General features: G+C 68.5%; 17 protein-coding genes. 8 read left to right on the top strand and 9 right to left on the bottom strand.

Annotation, left to right across the window (positions count from 1 at the left end):
• Nucleotides 1–1,248, top strand: a 1,248-nt coding sequence (locus VD972_RS29530; protein ID WP_324992104.1) for a lamin tail domain-containing protein, incomplete at its 5' end; no start/stop codon positions are given.
• Between the two features lie 86 nt (nucleotides 1,249–1,334).
• On the opposite strand, the gene VD972_RS29525 is transcribed toward VD972_RS29530, so the two are convergent.
• Nucleotides 1,335–2,975, bottom strand: a complete 1,641-nt coding sequence (locus VD972_RS29525) for a bifunctional metallophosphatase/5'-nucleotidase (protein ID WP_324992103.1) — start codon at nucleotides 2,973–2,975, stop codon at nucleotides 1,335–1,337.
• Nucleotides 2,976–3,238: 263 nt separating this feature from the next.
• Here VD972_RS29525 and VD972_RS29520 point away from each other — a divergent pair, with 263 nt between their 5' ends.
• The gene (locus VD972_RS29520; protein WP_324992102.1) at nucleotides 3,239–4,330 is read left to right on the top strand and encodes a hypothetical protein; all 1,092 of its coding nucleotides are present in this window, start codon (nucleotides 3,239–3,241) and stop codon (nucleotides 4,328–4,330) included.
• A 27-nt stretch (nucleotides 4,331–4,357) separates the two neighbouring features.
• Here the strand turns inward: VD972_RS29520 and VD972_RS29515 are convergent, their stop codons facing one another.
• Nucleotides 4,358–7,435: a cyclic nucleotide-binding domain-containing protein gene (locus tag VD972_RS29515; RefSeq protein ID WP_324992101.1), complete on the bottom strand. Its 3,078-nt coding sequence runs from the start codon at nucleotides 7,433–7,435 to the stop codon at nucleotides 4,358–4,360.
• 91 nt (nucleotides 7,436–7,526) lie between these two features.
• Here VD972_RS29515 and VD972_RS29510 point away from each other — a divergent pair, with 91 nt between their 5' ends.
• Nucleotides 7,527–8,330, top strand: a complete 804-nt coding sequence (locus VD972_RS29510) for an RDD family protein (RefSeq protein WP_324992100.1) — start codon at nucleotides 7,527–7,529, stop codon at nucleotides 8,328–8,330.
• On the opposite strand, the gene VD972_RS29505 is transcribed toward VD972_RS29510, so the two are convergent.
• The gene (locus VD972_RS29505; protein ID WP_324992099.1) at nucleotides 8,324–10,264 is read right to left on the bottom strand and encodes an Ig-like domain-containing protein; all 1,941 of its coding nucleotides are present in this window, start codon (nucleotides 10,262–10,264) and stop codon (nucleotides 8,324–8,326) included. The two genes, VD972_RS29510 and VD972_RS29505, sit on opposite strands and share 7 nt — an antisense overlap.
• Nucleotides 10,265–10,322: 58 nt before the next feature.
• Nucleotides 10,323–10,838, bottom strand: a complete 516-nt coding sequence (locus tag VD972_RS29500) for an outer membrane beta-barrel protein (RefSeq protein ID WP_324992098.1) — start codon at nucleotides 10,836–10,838, stop codon at nucleotides 10,323–10,325.
• Between the two features lie 63 nt (nucleotides 10,839–10,901).
• On the opposite strand from VD972_RS29500, the gene VD972_RS29495 reads away from it, so the two are divergent.
• The 3 genes from VD972_RS29495 to VD972_RS29485 are packed head-to-tail and all read left to right on the top strand — an operon-like array spanning nucleotide 10,902 to nucleotide 13,808.
• Nucleotides 10,902–11,993, top strand: a complete 1,092-nt coding sequence (locus tag VD972_RS29495) for a tetratricopeptide repeat protein (RefSeq protein WP_324992097.1) — start codon at nucleotides 10,902–10,904, stop codon at nucleotides 11,991–11,993.
• A 59-nt stretch (nucleotides 11,994–12,052) separates the two neighbouring features.
• The gene (locus VD972_RS29490) at nucleotides 12,053–13,156 is read left to right on the top strand and encodes an FHA domain-containing protein (RefSeq protein WP_324992096.1); all 1,104 of its coding nucleotides are present in this window, start codon (nucleotides 12,053–12,055) and stop codon (nucleotides 13,154–13,156) included.
• Nucleotides 13,157–13,196: 40 nt separating this feature from the next.
• On the top strand, nucleotides 13,197–13,808 hold the full coding sequence (locus VD972_RS29485; protein WP_324992095.1) for an SAM-dependent methyltransferase: 612 nt from the start codon (nucleotides 13,197–13,199) through the stop codon (nucleotides 13,806–13,808).
• Nucleotides 13,809–13,898: 90 nt separating this feature from the next.
• Here VD972_RS29485 and sctV read toward each other — a convergent pair whose 3' ends face one another.
• Complete coding sequence (gene sctV, locus VD972_RS29480; protein ID WP_324992094.1) at nucleotides 13,899–16,028, bottom strand: type III secretion system export apparatus subunit SctV; 2,130 nt, start codon at nucleotides 16,026–16,028, stop codon at nucleotides 13,899–13,901.
• A gap of 89 nt (nucleotides 16,029–16,117) precedes the next feature.
• Between sctV and VD972_RS29475 the strand changes: the two genes are divergently transcribed.
• Nucleotides 16,118–17,074, top strand: coding sequence for a methionyl-tRNA formyltransferase (locus VD972_RS29475; RefSeq protein ID WP_324992093.1), 957 nt, complete (start codon nucleotides 16,118–16,120; stop codon nucleotides 17,072–17,074).
• 107 nt (nucleotides 17,075–17,181) lie between these two features.
• Here the strand turns inward: VD972_RS29475 and VD972_RS29470 are convergent, their stop codons facing one another.
• Entirely contained in the window at nucleotides 17,182–18,522 is a 1,341-nt protein-coding gene (locus tag VD972_RS29470; RefSeq protein WP_324992092.1) for a hypothetical protein, read from the bottom strand.
• Between the two features lie 241 nt (nucleotides 18,523–18,763).
• Entirely contained in the window at nucleotides 18,764–19,129 is a 366-nt protein-coding gene (locus tag VD972_RS29465; RefSeq protein WP_324992091.1) for a hypothetical protein, read from the bottom strand.
• A gap of 283 nt (nucleotides 19,130–19,412) precedes the next feature.
• Here VD972_RS29465 and VD972_RS29460 point away from each other — a divergent pair, with 283 nt between their 5' ends.
• Nucleotides 19,413–19,997 carry a hypothetical protein gene (locus VD972_RS29460; protein WP_324992090.1) on the top strand — a complete coding sequence of 195 codons (585 nt, stop codon included), beginning with the start codon at nucleotides 19,413–19,415 and terminating at the stop codon, nucleotides 19,995–19,997.
• A gap of 12 nt (nucleotides 19,998–20,009) precedes the next feature.
• Here VD972_RS29460 and VD972_RS29455 read toward each other — a convergent pair whose 3' ends face one another.
• Together VD972_RS29455 and VD972_RS29450 are read right to left on the bottom strand one after the other, a co-directional pair.
• Entirely contained in the window at nucleotides 20,010–20,690 is a 681-nt protein-coding gene (locus tag VD972_RS29455; protein WP_324992089.1) for a tetratricopeptide repeat protein, read from the bottom strand.
• Between the two features lie 37 nt (nucleotides 20,691–20,727).
• Complete coding sequence (locus VD972_RS29450) at nucleotides 20,728–21,162, bottom strand: tetratricopeptide repeat protein (protein ID WP_324992088.1); 435 nt, start codon at nucleotides 21,160–21,162, stop codon at nucleotides 20,728–20,730.
• Between the last annotated feature and the right edge of the window lie 326 nt (nucleotides 21,163–21,488).

The raw sequence follows: 21,488 nt of genomic DNA, 5'->3' as shown, positions 1-21,488 counted from the left end.
ATCGACAATACCTACGGCCACCCGACTTCAGAGTGCCTGGCCCGGCTTGCGAACGTGGGCTCCGAGGTGTGGCAGACCGAGGATCCCGCCACCCAGCGCAAGGTCGGTCACATCCAACTCACCAGCGCCACCGGCTCCAGCTTCACCGTGACCCAGGGCACCACCTCCGTCGTCTATGCCTCCAAGGGCAGCACCGCCGACACCCAGCCGCCCACCGCGCCGGGCTCGTTGGTGGCCACTGCAGTCTCCGCCACGGAGATCGACCTGTCCTGGACCGCCTCCACGGACAACGTAGGGGTGACGGGCTACAACGTCTACCGCAGCACCAACGGCAGCACCTTCTCGCTCGCGGGCACCGCCTCCACCCCGGGCTTCTCCAACCTCGGGCTCTCCGGGGGCACTCCCTATTGGTACCGGGTGACGGCCACCGACGCCGCGGGCAATGCGTCCCCGGTGAGCAACACCGCCTCTGCCACCACGGCCTCGCCGGTCCGCAGCCTCGCCGTCACCTCGCCCAATGGAGGGGAGAGCTGGAGCGGTGGCAACAGCCGAGCCATCACCTGGGCGTCCTCCAATGTGTCCAACGTGAAGCTCGAGTACACGCTCAACAACGGCACCGCGTGGACGGTCATCGCCAGCAGCGTGGCCGCCTCCACGGGAAGCTACTCGTGGGTGCTGCCCAACACGGCCTCCACCCAGGCCCGCGTGCGGGCCTCGGATGCCCTGAATGGCACCCCCGTGGATACCAGCGATGGCGTCTTCACCATCACCTCCTCCAGCCCGGCGACGGTCATCCTCAACGAGATCCTCGCCAACGAGCCCGGCTCCTCTACCGCCGGAGAGTTCGTGGAGGTGGTGAACGTGGGAGGCACGTCCATCAACATCGGAGGGTGGAAGATCACCGTCGGCGGCACGGTACGCCACACCTTCGCCACGGGCACCACGCTGGGCGCCGGCAAGGCCATCGTCGTGTTCGCTGGCGCCTCGGGCATCCCCGGAGGCACACCCAACGCCGTCACGGCCTCCACCGGTGGCCTCAGCCTGCTCAACTCCAGCGCTACCGTCGCGGTGAAGAACGGCTCGACGACGATCAACTCCTTCAGCTACACCAGCTCGCTCTCGGGCACGGACGGGGTGTCGATGAACCGCAGCCCCGATGCCAGCGCCACCGGAACCTTCGTGCTCCACACCTCCCTGTCGTCGCTCAGCGCCTCGCCCGGCGAGCGAGCCAACGGCAGCGCCTTCTGACGGGCCTGCTCCGGGCGTGAAAAAGGGGCGGGTCCCAGCTCGGGTCCCGCCCCTCTTCTCTTCAGCTCACCGGGAGCGCGTCCGGGCTACTTGGGCAGCGCCTTCTCGAGCGGCTTGGCCGCGGTGGACTTCTGGGTCCGGGTCCACTCGATGACCGGCGTCTGCCAGGCCATGCCCGTCTCCTTCGGCTCCGGATCGAGCTTCTCGAACTCGAAGCCGTCGCCGCCGAAGTAGAGGTACTCGATGGTGGCCACCGTGTAGTCCTTCTTGGGATCCAGCGGCTTGCCCTTGGCGTCCTTGAACTTGCCCTTGCCCGCGGCGGTGAAGCCGGAGATGAGCGCCTCCGGGTTGGAGAGCTGGTTCACCAGATCCGCGCCCTTCACCTTCACGAGCATCAGCGAGTTCTCGAAGGGCAGCACGGAGTACACGCTGCCGATGGTGATCGGCCCCGCGGGAAGCTCCTGGCGGACGCCCTTCTTGTTGAGCACCGCCGCGTCGGCGCCCGTCCCCGAGCGCATCGCGCCCGCCACCCAGCGCGCCATCTCCGGCGAGCCCTGCTTGATCCCCTTCTTGGTGAAGCCGATCTGCTCGCCGAGCTTCGCGTCCAGCTGCATCTTCGCCTCGGCGATCGCCTTTACCGTCTCGGGGTCCGGAGTCGCCCCGCCCGCCGCGCTCACCAGCTCCGCGTCGATGCCAGAGACCTTCTCCCCCGCCGGCTTCGACGGGTCGAAGGTGATGCGCGCGCGCAGGTAGTTCTCCAGCCCGCGCCCCAGGGAGATGACCTGTGTGTCCCCCACCTTGGTGTTGATCTGGGCCGGGCAGCGGCTGCCGACCACCAGGGCCAGCTTCCAGTCCGCGTGCTTCTCCAGCGTGGGCTGCAGCTCGGTGGGGCACATGTCCGCCACCACCACCACCACGTCGGCGCCGGCCTTGCGGGCCTCGGGAATGGCGCTCGCGAGCGCCTCCTCGGTGCCCACGAGATCCAGGCCCTCGGCGCGGCCCGCCATCGCGGCCGTCACCGTCTTGGGCGAGGTCAACCCCACCACGCCCACCTTGAGGCCCTTCCGGTCGAACACCTTGAACGCCGGCACGTCCATGCCCTTGGCCAGCGCGGGATCCTTCACCTTCAGGTTGGCCGCCAGGAACGGGAACTGGCCGATGCCCGCGTTCTTGAGGAACTGCTCGCGCCCGAAGTCCAGCTCGTGGTTGCCGAGCGCCGAGGCCGCGTAGCCCATGCGCGCCATCACCGCCGCGGTGGGCTCGCCCAGGAAGAAGGACGAGATCGCCGGGCCGCTCCAGTGGTCGCCCGTGGCCACCAGCAGGGTGGCCGCATCCGCGCACTCCGCCCGGCCATCCGCCTTCACGGCGCCCGGACAGTGCTTCTCCTCGGCCACCCAGCGGCCGAGGACCTCGGCGGCGCCGGGCTTGGGCTGGTCGCCCTCGGTGACGGGGAGGAGCTGGCCGCTCAGGCCGCCGGTGATCAGCAGCGTCACCACCACGGGCTCGGCCGGCTTGGCGGGTGCGGCTGCGCCCGTGGCGGGCTGCGCGGCCTTGTCCGTGGCCGGAGGCTGCTGGGCGCCAGTGCCGCCCTTGTCACCACAGGCAGCCAGGCTCGCCAGGAGCATGATCGCCAGGGCTGCAGGCAGGGTCCTCACGGCACGAGGGCCGCGAGGAGCGAGAGAGGAAGACTCACGACGGGAGAAGTCTTGGTAGGAGATCGGGCTCACGGGCGCGCCTCTAGCACATTCCCAGGGGGGCAGACAGGCTCAGAGCGTGACTCCGCGCCTGTGTTACCTTCCTGGGCGTGTCGGAGCAGAACGGACAGGACGCCTCGCGCCAGGGGCATGCGTCCGAAGAGCGAAGGGGCCCCACGAGGCTCGCCGCCGACCTGGCTCGCAATGTGTGGGGTGATGTGCACCAAGGCACCACTCAGCCGGAGCGGTGGGATGTTCCCCCTGCTGGGCGGCCAGTTCGGCAGTTCTTTCACGGGATGTCCCTGCCGTTCCACTTGATCCGGGCGCTCTGGGCGGACCCGGCGGCGCGGCGGCGCTACCTGCGGGTGGGCTTCATCCAATCGCTGGTGATCATCGCGCTCACCGTCGGCATCTATCGCTCGGGCAGCCAGGGCTCGGAGGGGGCCGAGGAGCGGGCCAGGCGCGGGGAGCACACGGACTCCCAGAAGGCAGCCTCCCCAGAGAAGGAGGAGCGTGAGCGCTTCAAGCTGGAGGTGAAGCTCGCGGCAGAGGAGCTCGCGTATGAGATCCGTTCGGCGAGCGGCGTGGAGGAGAAGCCCGCTCCTGAAGGGCCGCTCCCACCCGGTGAGGTCTCGGAGGCCCAGGGAGGGACCCCAGGTCTGCTGGGCCTCATCGACAAGCAGCTCCAGCTTTTGCTGGCGCTGTTCGGCCTCATGCAGATCGTCCAGTGGGTGGTCATCGCCCTCTCGCGCGACTACCACGACGCCATCTCCCGAGACGCCAGCCTCCTCACCGCGCTCGAGCCGGAGGACGAGCAGCTCACCCCGCGAGTCCGGGTCGACCTGCAGTGGATGCGCAAGAAGCTCTCGCGCCGCATCCGAGGCTTCGTGGTCTTCCTGGCGGGGCTGCCCCTCCTCTACGCCCTCACGGCTGCGCTGCCCATCCGGAACGAGCTGCTCGCCGTGCTGATCCCTGCCTGGAGCGCCTACTGGGTCGTGGTGTTCACCACCGCCAAGAGCGCTCACGCCTGGAAGAACAGCGACGCGGGCGAGCCCTGGTTCCTGCGAGGCTGGAACCGGCTCACCACCCAGGTCCCGGGGTTCCGCTGGAGGTTCCTCCAGCGCTACGGCCTGTTCTGGGCCAACCGGACCCGCTCCGTCTACCCGCCCGCGGCCGCGACGGAGAAACAACCCTGGGTCTTCGCGGGGCTGGCGCTCACGCGGGTGCTGTCGATGCTCCCACTGGTGAAGTGCTTCCTGCGCCCGGTCATCCCCGTGGCCGCAGCCCACTTGCTCGTCGCCCACAGCGCTGCGCAGCCCTCAGCCCCCTCGAAGCCCCTCGATCCGCCCGCGCCCCCTCCCGCGGCCTCCTCCGCCACCGCGGCGTGAGGACCGTGCCACGCGAGGCCTCGCCGCTCACGACTTGTCGAGGGGGACCTCTCCCGTGAGCGGGGGGCCGTTCTCGGTGGGGCCCACCTCGAGCAGCTCTCCACTCTGGCGGCTCGTGGGCAGATCGATGAGGGCGCGAAGCTGCAAGCTCACCGCGCGGAAGAAGCCGGTGAGCAGCTCCGGGCGGTCGGCGAGCAGATCGAGGAAGTCGCGCCGGTCGATGACGAGCACTCGCGTGTCCTCCACGGCGGCCACATCGGTGGGGCGTGGCGCACCATCCAGCAGGCTCACGTCCCCGAAGGTCTCCTTGGCCTGGCTGCGCAGCACGTGCTCGCCGTCGCGGAAGTGGTCCACCATGCCCTCGACGATGACGTAGAGCGCGTCTCCTGGATCGCCCTGGCTGTAGATGCGCTCGCCCGCGCGGAAGCGGACCTCACGGGCCACCGCCGCCACCGCGGCGATGTCATCCACATCGCTCTGGGAGAAGACGCTGACGCCCTCCAGCGCGAACATCTTCTGTACGGTCGCCTCACTCATGTCGTTCTCCTGCAGGGGTGGCACGACCAGGGTGCTCAGGCGCTGTGCCACGTGGCGGGCGCAGGCGCGCAGCACCACGTCCTCACTCTGGAGGAGCCCTTCCAGCTGCGCCTCCAGCCGCCCCAGCGCACCGGGCGGTAGCTCGCGGTGGTGGGCCTCGATCTGCTCCATCACCAGCTCGCGATCCTCCTCGGCCACGACGGCGTCCATCAGCTCCAGGGCGTAGGCCTTGCGGCGAGACTCCTTGCCCACCAGGTGCTGGTGCACGCGCCGCATCGTCTGGGGCGTGTAGAGCAGCCCCAGCAGGAAGAAGGTCAGCTCCAGGGATTGATCCAGCCGATCCCCCACCGCGCGGGTGAGCAGCGAGCTGTTCCCCAGCGCTACGCGCAGATCCCGAAAGGCCCCCACCAGCTCGTGGTACGTCTCGCGCCGCCGGCCGATGGCCTCTCGCACCCGCTCCCGATCCACCGAGTACTCCGGGTGCTCGTCGCGCAGGCGGGACATCTCCGCGCCGATGCGGAACTGCAGGAAGGCGTCGTCGCGCACGTTGGAGAAGAGGAACGCGTGGAGCGCATCAGACGTGCCGATGAGGCGCATGACGCGCGTCAGCTGGAGCCGCTGGGCCGGCGGGGCCGCGCGGTTGTTGAGCGTCACCTCCAGCAGGGGCATCACCCGATCGCCCAACCGGGCCAGCGCGTTGCGCGCCGCCCGTCGCTCCTCGCGCCAGGTGAGGAAGATCAGCAGCCGGGGCGCCAGCTCCAGATACTCGCCCACACCCGCCGCTTCGATGGCGACCTTCCGCACGGAGAGATCCGCGTCGGCGAGGTAGTGCGCCAGCGGCTGGACGAACCGCGAATCCTTCAGCCGCCCGAGCAGCTTCGCCACCTCCCGCCGCTCGGACACGGCGGCCTGGGCGCTTCGGGCCAGCAGCGCACTCAAGGAGGCCAGGGCGGCGCTGTGGCCCTGCGTGTGCACCAGCGCGCCAATGGCCGCACACCGCAGGCCAATGTCCGCGCTCTCCAGCAGCGCTGGCAGCAGCCGCTCGGCGCGATCCGGGGACAGGCGCGCCAGGGCCCACACCGCCTGATCCCGGGGGCGGCGCGGCCCGGACTCCACGAGCCGCTCCAGGGTGGGCGCCGTCTCGTAGGCCTCCAGCTTCAGCGCCAGCTCCACGCCCCGCTCCACCACGCGCTCATTCGGGTGGCTCAGCAGCGCGGGCAGGTGGGGCCGCAGGGGCACCTCGGCCTGCGCCATGAACTCCACCGCGCGCAGCACGCGCTCCGGCGTCTCCGCCCCCAGCGAGTCCACGAGCAGCTTCTGCGTCTCGTTGCCCACCTGGACTTCTTCCTCGACGGGAGCGCCCACCCGCTCCTCGAGCGCCTCCACGTACGCGGGCTTGAGCCGGAAGAGCAGCACGCCCAGCGCCGCACACAGCCCGAGCACCGCCACCGCCATGGTGGCGCCAGTGGCCGCCCTGCCCGCGCCGATGAGCAGCACGCCGGCCAGCACCACGCCGCCCTTGCGGAGCAGGCCGTCCACCGCGGCGCGCATCGACTCGCGCTGCTCATCCGGCACGGCGGCGTAGAGCAGCTGGATGCCCACCGGGAGGATGGAGTAGCTCACCGCCGTCTCCACCAGCCGCAGCAGGTGGACCGGCCACAGCGCGGGCGTGACGAGCGTGGCCACGGCCAGCGGCCCGAGCACCAGGGGCACCAGCGCCAGGTAGCGCAGCAGCCCGAGCTTCTCCAGGAGCCGCTGGGCCACCAGGAGCTGGAAGCCGACGCAGAACAGGCCGATCCACAGCTGCAGCGAGCCGAAGAGGGCCGCCAGCCCATCCTCGCTGAGCGTGCCCTCCACGCGCAGGCGGAACAGGTAGTCCACGAAGGAGGACAGCACGGCGAAGGCGACGCCCAGCGCGCCCAGCACCTGGGCATAGGGGCTCTGGAAGAAGTAGATCCAGGGCTCGGCCGTCATGGCGGCGTGCCGGGAGCGCGCGGGCATGGCCACGGCGCCGGTGTGGTAGCGGAAGACGAGGCCCGCGACGAGCAGCCCCACGGCCCCGCTGGCCACCACCACGGGAGTGCCGAGCCGCACGGCCATGGCCTGCACGAGCAACCCGCCGACGATGCCGCCGCCCATGCCGAAGCCGTTGAGCGCGGTGAAGGCGCGCCGGGCCTCGCGCGCGTCGAAGGCCGCGGACATCCGCCCCCAGAAGCGCAGGGAGACGAAGGTGGTGAAGGCATCCACGAAGAGGTAGAGCGCCAGGGCCGGGAGGCGCTGGCCCGCGTACACGCCGACCGCCAGCCCCAGGGTGATGACGGAGGCCATGACGGTGAGCACGCCGGGGGACTCGGTGGGAGCGTCCGGGCGCGGGCGAGGCAGCACGGTGAGGGCAGCCGTCAGCAGCGCTCCGGCCAGGTAGAGGTACGGGAGCGCCTGGGACTCAAAGCGTGACAAGACCAGCGCGTTGGCAGCTGTCTTCAGCTGCGTCACGCCGGCGATGAGGGCGAACTGGAAGGTCGCCGCGGGCCACAGGCGCTGGCCCCAGGAAGGCTCGGTGTCGGCCACGGTGTCGAGAGACGCAGCCTATCCTACCCCGCTGATTTTCTGGAGAACCATGCTCGCCCGCTCGCAGGGCACTCTGGCCTAGACTGGGGCCGTGAGTTCCGCCCCCGACACGATCCTCGACGGCAGCCACACCGTCCTCACGCCCGAGTACGTAGAGTTCCGCTTCACCCTTGCGGGCCTCTACTCGCGCTTCCTTGCCTGGCTGCTAGACGCCCTGATCGTCCTGGTGGGCGCGGGGCTGGTGATGTTCCTCCTGGGCTTCGCGCTGGCGGCCATGCCCGGCTTCGCCAGCGCGCTCTTCGTCGTCGTCTACTTCCTGGTGGACTGGGGCTACGGCATCTGCCTGGAGACGGTGTGGAGCGGGCAGACGGTGGGCAAGCGCGTCATGTCCCTGCGGGTCATCCAGGAGAGCGGCGTGCGCATCGGCTTCTACCACGCGGCGCTGCGCAACCTGGCCCGCCCGGTGGACCGGCTCCCGATGATGTACCTGGTGGGAGGCGCCGCCGCGCTCGTCTCGGGCTCACACCAGCGGCTGGGGGACATGCTGGCGGGCACCATCGTCGTACGAGAGCGCCGCCTGAAGGCGCCCTCCGCGCTGGGGACCACCGGTGAGGAGGGCCTGCTGGCAGATCCCCTCTTCGTCTCCCGGGTGAAGAAGCTCTCCACCGAGGAGCGGGACGTCATCCTCTCGGCCGCCCTGCGCCGCGAGGAGCTGCGCATGGAGGCCCGGCTCCAGCTCTTCGCGGCCCTGAGCACCCGGCTGCAGGAGGCGCTGGCCATGGAGAAGCCCGCCCACCTCTCGGACGAGAAGTGGACGCTGCTGGTGGCCGCGGCCCTCGTGCCCCCACCGAGCGCGAAGGCCCGGCGCCTGAGCGGCCAGGGCTTCCGTCAGTAGGTGTCCTCCAGGACGATGCGCAGCCTCTGCTGCCCGTGGCTGAACCTCAGGTTCAGCGGAGAGGCGACCGTGCCGAACCGGGCCTCGTGGGTGATGGAGGGGCAGGCCGGGGGCACGGGCAGCAGGGTGACGCCAATGCCCGTCTGGGGAGATGCCGGGTCGGTGACCGTCAGCTCCGGGGCTCCGTTCATGAAGATCGGCTGGGTCTGGTTCGTGATGAGCTGCGCCCGGGTATAGCCCGAGAAGGTGTTGCCGCTGCCCGGCAGCGTCAGCTCGTAGAGCCCGTGGAGCACATCGCTGCGTGGCGTACCGGCGGTCACACTGGACGTCGCGGTGACGAGCAGGGGCCCCTGCGTCTCGGCGTGCTCGCAGGCATGGTTGAGCTCCCTCTGGTTGAGGAGCGTCCGGAAGTTGAGCCTGCCATCGCCCAGGGGCGGGATCGTCGTGTCCAGCAGGTTGCCCGTGGCATCCTTCAGGCGGTTCAGCTCCAGGTACTGGAGCTTGTCCGCCTCGATCGGGGGCAGCCCCGAGGAGGGCGGCGAGATGGTGAGGGTCATCGTCAACCGGTCCGGGGACCACACGCCGGCGAGGTTGCGGAACGAGCTGGGGAGCTGCGCGTCGTGCAGGGTGACGAGCGTGACGGAGGGATCCATCGGCTCGCTGAACCGGAAGGTGAACACCTTGCGATAGCCCGGATTGCCGGCGGAGGAGAAGACCTCCACGGGGTAGACATCGGTCGCGCCCTCGGGGACGTTGGTCTGGGTGACGTAGGGCTTGACGGTGTCCGGCGCCATGGTGAAGTCGAGCGCTCCGTTGCTGCCCAGGAATGGAGTCGTCACCAGGGCGTTGCCCGCCCGATCCTTGAAGCCCGTGAGCTCCACGCGCAGCGTCGCGCCGGGACGCAGCTTGAACTGCGCGTCACAGGTGACGGTGAACCCGTCCCCGGAGAAGCTCGTCGCGAGCGGCGTGCGCGTGCTCCCATCCACCAGCTCGGCCATGCCCAGGTTCGTGTCCATGGGCTCGCTGAAGGTGAACACGACGAACCGGGTGCTCTCGTACTGTTGGTTGGTGGCCCCCTCCACCGGGCTCGCCTCGCGCACCGTGGGGGCGATGGTGTCCGGGCCGGTGCCGAAGTCCAGCTTGCCGTCCCCCAGGTAGGGCGCCCCATCCATCGCCTTCACGTTGATGTTGCGGAAGTTCTCCAGCCGCACGGAGTAGAGGCCGTTGTTGACGAGCGTGCTGGTGATGGGCGCTCTCAGGGCCTGGTTGCCCGTCCAGGACGGCGTCCCCAGGCTGAGGCCACCCCCGGGCACCAGCGTCCCCACGCTGGTGTCCATGGGCTGGTTGAAGTTGATGACGATCTCGGAGGTGGAAAGGGGCACGCTGCTGGCGCCCTCGGAGGGCGAGGTGGACGACACGCTGGGCGCCACCCCGTCGCTCACCGTGAAGGCGAAGGTGCGAAAGCCCTGTGTGACGTTGCCGGCCACGTCCGCGAAGTTGGCGAGGTTGACCGTCAGGAACGCCCGGAGCGGGAGCCCCAGCGGGAAGGAGAACCTCACCGTGCGCCGCGTGACGTCCCAGTACTCCGGGCGCGCGACGAGCAACCCATTGTTCGGCAGCCCGTCGCCCGGGATGATCTGCAGCGTGCCCCGGCTGGTCTGCATCGCCTCGCTGAAGTTCACCTCGATGAAGCTCTCGGGCGGCACCCCCGTGGCGTTGGCCTCGGGCGAGTGGCTCAGCACGACGGGGGGGGCCAGATCCAGGGGCCCCGCATCCGGCTTCGGGCCGGCGTCCGGCGGACCCGCGTCGGGGACCGGCGGCACATAGGGTGTCCCGGAGTCGGGCGGGCCCTCCTCCCCACCGCCGCCACAGCCGGTGGACAGCGTGAGGGCAAGGAAGGCGGTGCAGAGGACGAAGATGGAGACACGGCGCATGGCAATAGCACTCCCCGCAGGCGGACCCGCAGGGACGCTACCAGCAATGGCCCACCCGTCAGAAGTACGCTGCGGCACCCACGGACGCCGTGAGCGAATACTGCGTCTCTTCGTTGAGGGTGAAGTAGAAGTTGTACTGCCCTCTCAGCCCCAGGCTCACCGTGTCGGTGACGAAGAAGTCGAAGCCCAGGTTGGGACCCAACCCCACGTACTGCCCGGTACTGCCCTCGCGGAACACCAGCAGGTAGCTGATGTCTGTGCCTGCATAGGGCCGGAATGACTCCTCCATGAAGAGGTAGCGGATGCCCACGGACGGGGCCAGGGCCACCACCCGCTTGCCCGTACCGGGATCCCTCGGGAAGGAGAGCTTCGTCAGCGACACCAGATCGAAGCCACTCTCGATGTAGTAGCTGCCGTCGAACCCCACGAAGAAGCCGCCTTCCAGGCCGGCGGTGCGTTTGAAGTCCATATAGCCCAGGGACAGGCCCAGGCTTCGGTTGGCGAACTGGGCCTGCGCGGGAGCGGCACTGAGCAGGGCCGCGGCAAGACCAAGGGCACAGAGGAGCGTACGCATGGTGGTCCAGACTCTACCGACGTAACCCATGGAAAACAGCTTGGATTTTGCATCAGGGGGGCGTTGATCGTCCCACACTTCCTCTCCTACACTCGCGCCGCCATGTGTCTGCCCCGTGCCCTCTACGCCCTCCCCTTGCTCACCACCCTTGCCTGTCTCTCCGCGCCCCCCGTGCATGAGCGCGCGCTGCTCAACAACGAGCTGTGCGTGCAGCAGCTGGGCGTCAATGACCTGGAGCGCGCGGAGGTCTACTGCGACCTGGGCCTGGAGTTCTCCCCCACGTACGCGGACCTGTGGGTGAACAAGGGCCTCATCCGCCTCAAGCAGGGCGACACGGACAAGGCCAAGGACTTCTTCATCAAGGCGCTGCGCTACAACAACGAGCAGGCCCAGGCCTACCAGAACCTCGGCTACATCTACCTGCAGGAGGGCTCCTACGGGAAGGCGCACGACAACTTCCAGCGCGCCCTCAAGGTCAACCCGGACTACCTCGAGGCCCGCTTCAACCTGGGCCTCACGTACCTGAAGATGGAGAAGGCGGAGGAAGCCAAGAAGGAGTTCCGCACCATCATCGCGGTGAACCCCAACATCGCGGACGCCCACCACAACCTGGGCATCCTCGCCTATGGCCAGGGCAAGTTCGAGCAGGCCGCCGAGGACATTGGCAGGGCCGTGCAGCTCTCCCCGGACGTGGCCACCTTCTGGCACGACTACGGCGCCACCCTCATGGAGCTCAGCCGCTTCGCCGAGGCCAAGGACGCCTTCGCCACCTGCGTCACCCTGGACCAGAAGAACCCCCAGTGCCTCAACAACCTGGCCATCGCCCAGCGCAAGGCGGCCCTCACCGACTCGGCCATGAAGGAGATGAAGGACACGCGCACGGCGGAGAACACCCCCGAGTCCCTCTACATGCTGGCCAAGCAGCAGTCGGAGCAGGGGCTGGTGGATCAGGAGGAGCGCACCTACAAGAAGTGCGTGCGGCTGGATGGGAAGTTTGCCCCCTGCCACTTCGGCCTCTACAAGATCTACGCGGAGGCCAAGAAGCGGGACGCCGCCATCATAGCGTGCAAGAACTTCCTTAAATACGGGACCGCCGACGAATTCCCCTCTGAGATAGAAACGTGCGAGAAGTACCTCGCCAACGACACCTTCTGACCTCTCGCTTCCGCCCCTCTGGTTTTTGACTCTCACCCTCTTGCATTGATCCCCGCGCGATGAGCGTCCGGCTGACCGTCACGCAACGCAGCGAGGCTGGCAGTTCCGCCAAGCCCCTCGAGCACGTCCTCGACGAGGCGGTCATCACCCTTGGCCGCGACAAGGCGTGCCAGGTGGTGCTGGCCCAGCAGGCCGTCTCTCGCAACCATGCGCGGATCTCCCAGGAGGGCAGCCTCTACTTCCTGGAGGATCTGGGCAGCGCCTATGGCACCCAGATCAACGGCAAGCCCCTGCCCAAGGGCGAGAAGCACCGCCTGCGCAACGGGGACATCATCGCCATTGCCCAGTTCGACGTGACGTTCACCCACGTGGCGGACCTGCCGGTGGACGGGGGTGGGCGCTCGGACAGGACGTCCTTCGTCGCCCGCAGCCTGGTGAAGGACGCGGTGCGTGGCATCAAGAGCGGCGAGGGGCCCTACTTCCGCGTCATGAACGGCCCCCGCGAGAGCGAGCGCATCGAGATCAGCGACGCCCAGGAGTTCGTCATCGGGCGAGACGAGACGGCGGACATCATCTTCAAGGACGATCTCGTCTCCCGGCGCCACGTGAAGATCCGCCGCGACTGGGCCGGCACGCACGTGGAGGACCTGGGCAGCCGCAACGGTATCAAGGTCAACAAGAAGAAGATCAACCGGAAGACGCTCAAGGACAGCGACGAGCTCGAGGTGGGCAACATCCGCCTGCTCTACGTGGATCCCACGGATCTGCCCGAGCCCTCCGTGGAGATCCCGGACTCCGCCGACGACGAGGGCGGTGACGACGACGACGAGCACACGCAGAGCATCCCCGCCGGCCGCGTCGGCACCCGGCGAGCCAAGCCCGATCCCAAGGAGCAGGAGGCCAAGGAGGAACCCCTCAAAGCGGATCCTCCCAAGGAGGAGCTCCCCAAGGAGGAGCCGCCCCCGCCGGAGCCGGAGCCAGCCCCTGTCGAGGAGCCACCGGCTCCGCCGCCCATGCGGCCCTCCCTTCCGGAGATGCCCGTCGAGAGCGGCGCAGGCTCGTTCGGTGGGTTCGACAAGCAGAAGATGGTGCCGCTGGTGCTGATGGGCGTCTTTGCCCTGTTCGCCATCGGCCTGATCATCGCGGTGCTGGCTGGCGCTTGACGGGCCTCTCGCTCTCCTGACGACCTGTTAGGATGGCTGCATGGAGATCGCACGCGCCACCGAAATCTTCGACCGCCTCTACTCCAGCGTCCCCGCCTACGAGATCGCCCAGAGCGAGAAGAAGCGCACGGGCAAGCTGGACGCCTCCACCACGTATGGAGAGATCGTCCCCCAGGCCTTCTACGAGGTGCTGAGCGCCGTCACTCCGCGCGAGGGCGAGGTGTTCTACGACCTGGGCTCCGGCACGGGGAAGGCCACGCTGCTGGCGGCCCTCGCCTTTCCCTTCCGCCGCTCGGTGGGCATCGAACTGCTGCCAGGGCTGGGGGATGCGGCCCGCCAGGTGCTCGGCCAGTTCGACGCGCAGGTGCGCCCCCAGCTCCCTGCGGATCACCAGCAGCGCCAGATCGAGTTCATCGACGGGGACTTCCTGCAGGCGGACCTGTCCGAGGCCGACGTGGTGTTCGCCCACGGCACCTGCTACCCGCACGAGGTGATCCACGGCCTGGCGATGAAGCTCGCGGAGCTGCGGCCCGGCGCCCGGGTGGTGTTCGTCGGCCATACCTTCGACACCCCGGAGCTGGGCTTCCTGCGCATGATGAAGATGCGCACGGACTGGGGCTCGGCGCTCGCCGCGCTGTACCAGCGCCGCTGAGCGGGCCTCGCTCCGCCCAGGGCTGCGCCGCGAGGGCCAACGCCTGAGCGCCAGGGCGGCCCTCACACCCTCCCGACGCGTCCCGGAGACCTACCGCGTGGAGATGCGCGCCACGGGCTGGATGTTGAGGTCCGGCGCGAGCTCCTGGTAGCTGAGCACGGAGAACGGAGGGTTGAACTCGTACTCCAGCAGCTTGCGCACGTAGCGCCGGATGTCCATCGCCGTGAGGATCACGGGGCGCTGCGCGCTGGGCGGCAGGTGGCCGCACTCGCTCTTGACGGCCTGGACGATCTCCTGCGCCAGCTCCGGCTCCAGCGCCAGGTGCGTGCCCGCCGAGGTGCGCTTGATGGAGCCGCGGATGGCCTCCTCGATCTGCGGATCCAGCAGGTACACCACCAGGGTGCCGGTGCCGCGCGCGTACTTGTGGGAGATGTAGCGCCGCAGCGAGGCGCGCACATGCTCGGTGAGCATGACGTTGTCGGCCTCCACCTGCCCGTACTCGGCCAGGGACTGGAGGATGCCGCGCAAGTCACGCACGGAGATCTCCTCCTCCACGAGCCGCTGGAGGATATCCGTGAGCTTGAGGACGTTGACGACCTTCGGGACGACTTCCTTGACGATGGCCGGGAAGGCCTTCTCCAGCTGGTCCAGCATCGTCTGGACCTCCTGGACGCCGACGAAGTCGCGCGAGTTGCGGCGCAGGATGGCGGCCAGGTGGAGGATGATGTAGCCGGGCACGTCCCAGGTGGTGAGCCCCGCCGCCTCGAGCGTCTCCTTGTGCTGCTCGGGCACCCAGGCCGCGGGCTGGCGCGTGGCCGGGTTGATGGCCTCGAAGCCCTGGACGTTCATCAGCTTCAGCCGGTCCACCGTGTCGTTCACCAGCACGTGGCCGATGGTGGCCTGGCCGGTGACGACGGGCACCTCGTTGAGCTGGATCTGGTAGGCGCCAGGCGGGAGGCTCGAGTTGCCGCGGGCGCGCACGCCCGGGAAGCGAACGCCGAGCTCCACGAAGAGGCCGTCGCGCATGAAGGGGATGAGCTCGAAGAGGAACTTCCCGTTGTCCTGCCGCGAGTCCACGAAGGGCACCAGCGCGTCGCTCACCTCCAGCACAATGGGGGTGACGACGGGGACGAAGAGCTCCGAGTCCGGGTTGATGGGCTCCTTGGGCGCGGGCTCGGAGGCCGAGGGCGTACCGTTCTCCGTCTCGGGGGGCGCCATGCCGGGGCCCGCATCCTCCGCCACCGCGTCCGCCGACTGCTTCTTCAGCATCTTCCACGCGCCGAAGCCCGCCGCGGCTCCCATCAGCGAGAAGGGAATGCCAGGCAGACCGGGGATGGCCGCCATCACGAGGAGCATGCCGGCGGCGATGGCGATGGCCTTCGGGTAGGCGGTGAGCTGCGTGCCCACGTCCTTGCCCAGGTGGTTGCCCTCCTCCTCGCCGCCCACGCGCGTCACGATGATGCCGGCGCAGGTGGAGATGAGGATGGCGGGGATCATGCCCACCAGACCGTCACCGATGGTGAGCAGCGCGTACTTCTGCGCGGCCGCGCCCACCTCCATGCCCTTCTGCATCACGCCGATGATGAGGCCACCGACGATGTTGATGACGGTGATGATGATGGAGGCGATGGCGTCGCCCTTGACGAACTTCATGGCGCCGTCCATGGCGCCGAACAGCTGGCTCTCGCGCTCCAGGTCGCGGCGCTTCTTCTTGCCCTCCTCCATGTCCATGGAGCCGGCGCGCAGGTCCGCGTCGATGGACATCTGCTTGCCGGGCATGGCGTCCAGGGTGAAGCGAGCGGCCACCTCGGCCACACGCTCGGAGCCCTTGGAGATCACGATGAAGTTCACCACCGTGAGGATGACGAAGATGATGGCGCCGACGACGAAGTTGCCCTGGACCACGAACTTGCCGAACGCGACCACCACCTCGCCCGGGTCACCCGTCAGCAGGATGAGGCGCGTGGTGGAGATGGTCAGCGACAGCCGGAACATCGTGGTGATCAGCAGCAGCGTCGGGAACACCGACAGCTGAAGTGCCCCTGGCACGTAGAGCGAGATGAGCAGCAGCACCACCGAGATGCTGATGTTGAACGTCAGCAGCACGTCCAGCAGGTGGGTGGGCAGCGGGACGATCATCATCGCCACGATGCACACCACGACGAGCGCGAGGACGATGTCGGAGTATTTGGAGAGGAAGCTGTTCGGATTGGATGCCATCGGCGGGGGGTATCCTAGACCGCGCTGGGCTCCGGGCCCAAGTCCCCCTGCCCTGGGAAGCCCCCGCTGGCAGTGGTAGGAGTAGGGAGATGGTGCCTGAGCCCCCCTCCCCCGGCAGCTCGCCTGTCCGCTATGATGGCTGGCGTGTAGCGCTGCTCACCGTCGCCCCCAGCGTGGTGCCCTCCGTGGCAGAGCTGCTGCGCGCCAAAGGCCACGAGCTGGTGGCCCTGGTCCTGCCCGCCGGACCGGACGGCCCCCGGCCCAAGACGCCCCACGCCTGGTCCTTGATGCACCGGCTCCTCCAGGAGGCCCCCCCTGGGTGTGACGTCCTCGTCGCCCACCGGCGCAATCGCCTCGCGCCGCTGCTGGAGTCCGTGAAGCCGGACCTTGTCCTCACCTTCTTCTATCCCTGGCGCGTCCCCCCCGAGGCGCTCGCCGTGCCAACCCGAGGCGCCGTCAACGTACACCCGGCGCTGCTGCCCCGGCTCCGGGGGCCCAACCCGCTGGCCTGGGCGCTGCGCAACGACGAGCCCGAGGTGGGATTGACATTCCACCGGATGGAGGCCCAGTTCGACACTGGCCCGATCCTGGCACAGGGCACCCTGCCCCTCACCGATCACGACACGGTGGATGGGATCCTCGACAAGCTGATGATCCTGTTCACGCAGCTGCTGCCAGAGGTGCTCAGCCGGGTGGCCTGGGGCGAGACGGGCGAGCTGCAGTCCGAGGAGGGCGCCAGTCAGGCGGGCCTCTTCGAGGAGGCCTACCGGGAGATCGACTGGAGCGAGCCAGCGCGCGCGGTTCACCTGCGCGTGCGCGCCTGCCGCATGTCCGCCTGGCGGGATGGCATCCCCTATGTGGCGCTCGCCACCCTGGAGGGTCAGCGCATCCAGATCCTCACCACCCGCCTGCCGGAGCTCGCGCACCCGGGGCTGCCGTCGGACCCACCGGGGACTGTCCTGAGCCGCAACCCGGACGGCTCGCTCCTGGTCCAGTGCGGGGACAGCCCCGTGGTGGTGGTGCAGACCGAGCCCTCGAGGGGCTGAGCATGAGAAAGCCCAGGTGACCGTGCCTGCCGCCAGGGCCCCCTCTCTCGAGGAGGGCCACGGCGCGGCGGATCACCTGGGCTGCGCGCTGGAGGGCGCGAGGCTGGCTACTGCTTGGCGGCCTTGTTCAGGGCGCTGAACACCTTCTCCGCGAGGAACTCGGTGGTGCCGCTGTCCTCGGCGATCTTCCGCGCCTCGTCCTTCCACGCCTTCATCTCGTTGGCGCTGGGCGGGTGCGTGCCGTTGAACTGCTGCTTGAAGGCGGCATTCACCGCATCCTCGAGCTGCTTGTCCGTCACCGGCGCCTTCGCGTCCGTCTGGCCCAGCGGGCTGGTCTGGCCGGCGCTCACGGCGCGGTTCAGGTGGGTGAACAGCTTCTCCTTGAGGAAATCGGTGGTGCCGCTGTCCTCGGCGATCCGCTTCGCCTCGGCCTTCCACTGCGCGCGCAGATCGTCGGTGGGCACCCGCGTGCCGTTGTACTGCTGCTTGAACGCGTAGTCGACCGCCTCGTTGAGCTGCTGCTCGGTGACCGGAGCCTTGCCGTCCGTCTCGGGCAGCGGGCTGGTCCGGCCAGCCTTGACGGCCTTGCTCAGGGCGCTGAACACCTTCTCGCCCAGGAAGTCGGTGGTCCCGTCCTTCTCGGCGATCCGCTTCGCCTCGGCCTTCCACTGGTCGCGCAGCTCGGGGGTGGGCGTGCGCGTGCCGTTGTACTGCTGCTTGAACGCCGCATCCACCGCGTCATTCAGCTGCTGCTCGGTGACCGGGGCCTTGCCATCCGTGTCGGGCAGCGGGCTGGTCCGGCCAGCCTTGACGGCCTTGTTCAGGGCGCTGAATACCTTCTCACCCAGGAACTCGGTGGTCCCATCCCGCTCGGCGATCCGCTTCGCCTCGGCCTTCCATTGGTCGCGCAGCTCGGGGGTAGGCGTGCGCGTGCCGTTGTACTGCTGCTTGAACGCCGCATCCACCGCGTCATTCAGCTGCTTCTCCGTCACCGGCGCCTTCGGATCCGTCCCGGCCCCGGGGGTGGTGCCACCCGCCTTCACGGCCTTGTTCAGCTCGGTGAAGAGCTTCTCCTTCAGCAGATCCGGGCCATCCTTCTGGGCCAGCTCACGCGCTCGCCACACCCACTTGGCGCGCTCGTCCGCGCTGGGGGGGTGCTTGCCGTTGAACTGCAGGTTGAAGGCATAGTCCACAGCCGCGTTGAGCTGCTGGTCCGTCAACGGCGTGCCGGCCTCCTGCCTTCCCTGCGGGAGCACCTCGGGGGCTGCAGCGCGGGCCTGCACCTCGGGGTTCAGCACCATGCGCGCGGGAGCCTGCGCCGTCTGGAAGCCATCCTGAGCCTTGGCCTTGGCCTGCGGCTGCGGGGCCACCGCCGTCCTCGTCGTCGCTTCGGCCGTCCGACCCAAGGTCGGGATGATGGGCTGCGGCGGCTGGTTGATTCGGCTCATAGCGTTTCCCTCGAAAACGTAGGTACTGGATTCTCGGCGTTCTCGCGCAGGTGTTGCGTGCTCTCACACCCCACGGCGGGGATTGCGGCCTTCACCAGGCCTCTCACCTATGAGCAACCTGGGCCCAAACGAAAAAGCGGCGCCTCCTGGCTTGCGCCGGGAGGTGCCGCGGTCACTTCGTGCGATGACGGCCGAGTCTACCGGGGAGAACCGCTTCCAGTTCCCTCGCCGGCTTCGCTCATCAGCTGAAGCGGTCGGAGGCCATCTCCTTCATCTTCGCCTCGATGTCGTTCATCATCTTCTGCAGGGTGCTCTTCATGATGTTCTGCATCATGGCCTCCTGCTTCAGCGTGTCCCGAAGTTGGGTGTCGAACGCCTTCTGGTCGGCACCAGGGTGCGACTTGACCCACTCCGTCATCTTGCCCTCGACACGCCCAGCGGCCTCCTTGCTGGTGATGAAGGACTTGTACGACTTGGCAATCTCGTTGCCCTCGAAGTCCAGCGTAAACTTGCCGTCCGTCAGCGCGTCCGACGCCTTGAAGGTGCTGGTCTCAGAGGCCTGCCTGACGCCGCCAGCGACCTGGCCATTGACATTGTTGATGCTCATCGCGCGCGCTCCTGGAAAATGAAGTTCGTACAGATTATCGACCCAGGTGGGTGGGAAGTTGCCTCCCCCGATCAGATTACGGGGTTCGAGCCCCTTCCCTCCCCTCAAGGCCTTGAGATTCCTATCCTTTCAAACTCGTAGAATTTCGACAAGCCCTGGCCTTCTGGAGAGCCGTGGATATCCTGTGGACCTCTCCCCCCCTGCTTGCAAAGCTAGAATGACTGGGAGGCCTGGGCGGTTGCACGCTGAGTCCTTCTTCAACTGAAAGGCACAGACCATGCGGATGCGTTCGACCCTCATGCCCGCGGCCCTCGCCCTGACGTGCTGCGCCCTGCTGGCCGGCTGCGACTCCAACGGCGGCGGCGGGGGTGGCGGCGGCGGGGGTGGCGGTGGCGGCGGCGGCGGCACGGAGGTCACCCCCCGCAGCCCAGCGCCGCAGGAGCTCGTCGGTGACTGGAAGTACGGCGTCGTCTCCTTCACCAACTTCTGGGGCAGCCAGGGCCAGTACTACGGCAGCGGCGGTGGCACCTCCGTCTATTGGACCTTCGAGAAGGATGGGCACTACACGCAGCAGGTCTACATCAACCGGCGCAACTACAACTGCCTGATCGAGACCTGGACGGAGACGGACGGCACCGCCACCTTCGAGGCGAACACGCTGACGATCTACCCCGTCACGGGCCGCTACAAGGCCTCGGACACCTGCATCGACAAGAACAACTTCGACCGGCCGATGACGGACCAGGAGCGCAAGGACTTCGTGAAGACCTTCCTCTGGAAGTTCGAGGTGAACCCCAATGACGGGAAGACGTACCTGATGATCGGCCACAACGAGAACACCTGGAGCTACTTCGGCCCGGCCAACTGAGGCAACCCGGCGTCAGCGACGCCTGCGGTTCCGCCGATCGTCGATCTGCTGCAGCAGCCTCCGAGCCTGCTGGACGAGCGGGCTGCCGGCCGTGCCCATGTCCAGCACGTGCTGCAGATCCTGCTGGGCGAGCAACAGGTCGCCCTTCTCCATCCGCACCTCTCCCCGGTGGAGCCGCACGGACAGATCCTCGGGATCCCGCGCGAGCGCCTCCTCGAAGCACTCCAGCGCGCGCTCCAGGGTGCCCTGCGCCATGTAGATGGTGCCAAGCAGGGAGTGCGCGGCGGCCCCCGCCACTCCCCGCGCCACGAGCTTCTCCAGGATGCCACGCGCCTGGGTGAGCTGCCCCTGGGCGAAGAGGCTCCGCGCGGTGGCCATGCGCTCTGCCATCAGCCCCGACAGGGGGGAGTCCTCCGAGCCCTCCACGGCAGCCGTGGGCACAGCGGGCGTGCCACGAGCTGGAGAGCCGCGCTCCTTCGCACGGGGCGGCTCCCTCGGCGTCGTGGCGGGGGCGGCGGCGCCCTCCTGCCTCGGCTTGAGCGAGAACTCCGGGAGCGTGGGGCGCTCGTGGACGGAACCCTCGTATTCACGGCTCGCGGCGGCCCCACGGCGTGGCTCGTGCTTCTTCTCGAAGCGGTGGATCTTCACGGGGCCCGGAGGGGACTTCCCGCCTGGCCCATGCGAGCTGGTCATGTTCCCACGAGGCGCCTGCCCTCCCAGCGCCAGAAGGCTACGGTTCGGAGTGCGCGCTCCGCTGGGCAGCCTCGACGGTCTCGAGGGCCGCCGCCGCCAGCAGACGCGCGCGCATGGTGAGCGGATCCTTGTTCTCCGGATCCAGATCCACAGCCCGGGCAAAGTCCTGGGCCGCCTCCACGATGTTGCCCAGCCGCAGGTGCACCTCGCCCCGGTTCACCAGCGCGGCCGAGTCCTTGGCATTGAGCGTCAGCGCCTGGTTGAAGCTCTCCAGGGCCGCATCCAGCTCGTCCTCCGCGAGGAAGATGGCCCCGAGCGCCGTGCGGTAATAGGCCTCCGCAGGATCCTTCTCGCTGAGCTCCTCGAAGATGTCGCGGGCACTGGCGTAGTCGCCCTGCTCGTAGAGCTCGAAGCCCTCCATGGCCCTCTCGAGGAGCTCAGGCCCGGTGGTTCCGCTGTCGGGATTCGCCATCGATCGGGGGACCTCAACAAAGGACGGAGCGCCCGCACTGCCGCGGGCCGGCGGAGGTTAACACGCCCTGTCAAAGCCTTGGAAGCAGCCCGAGCCCACCCTCGGAAATGCAGAACCGGCCTCGCGCTGCGGCCCAGAGAGCCCGCGCGAAGCCGGTCCATGCTTCCTACAGCCAGGCGATCAACTACCCGCCGATGTTGCGGATGATGCTCATCGACATCTCGTGCATGGCCTTCATCATCTGGGTGATGAGCTGCACCAGCTCCTGCATCTTCTGCATCTCGAGCTGCGCCTTCATCTGCGCCTGCATCTCAGGAGGAGCGTTG

It is taken from the genome of Hyalangium sp. (genome assembly GCF_035629615.1).
In the GTDB taxonomy this organism is placed as follows: Bacteria; Myxococcota; Myxococcia; order Myxococcales; family Myxococcaceae; genus Hyalangium.
The sequence above is the reverse complement of the archived record's forward strand: the minus strand, read 5'-3'. Positions and strand labels throughout refer to the sequence as shown.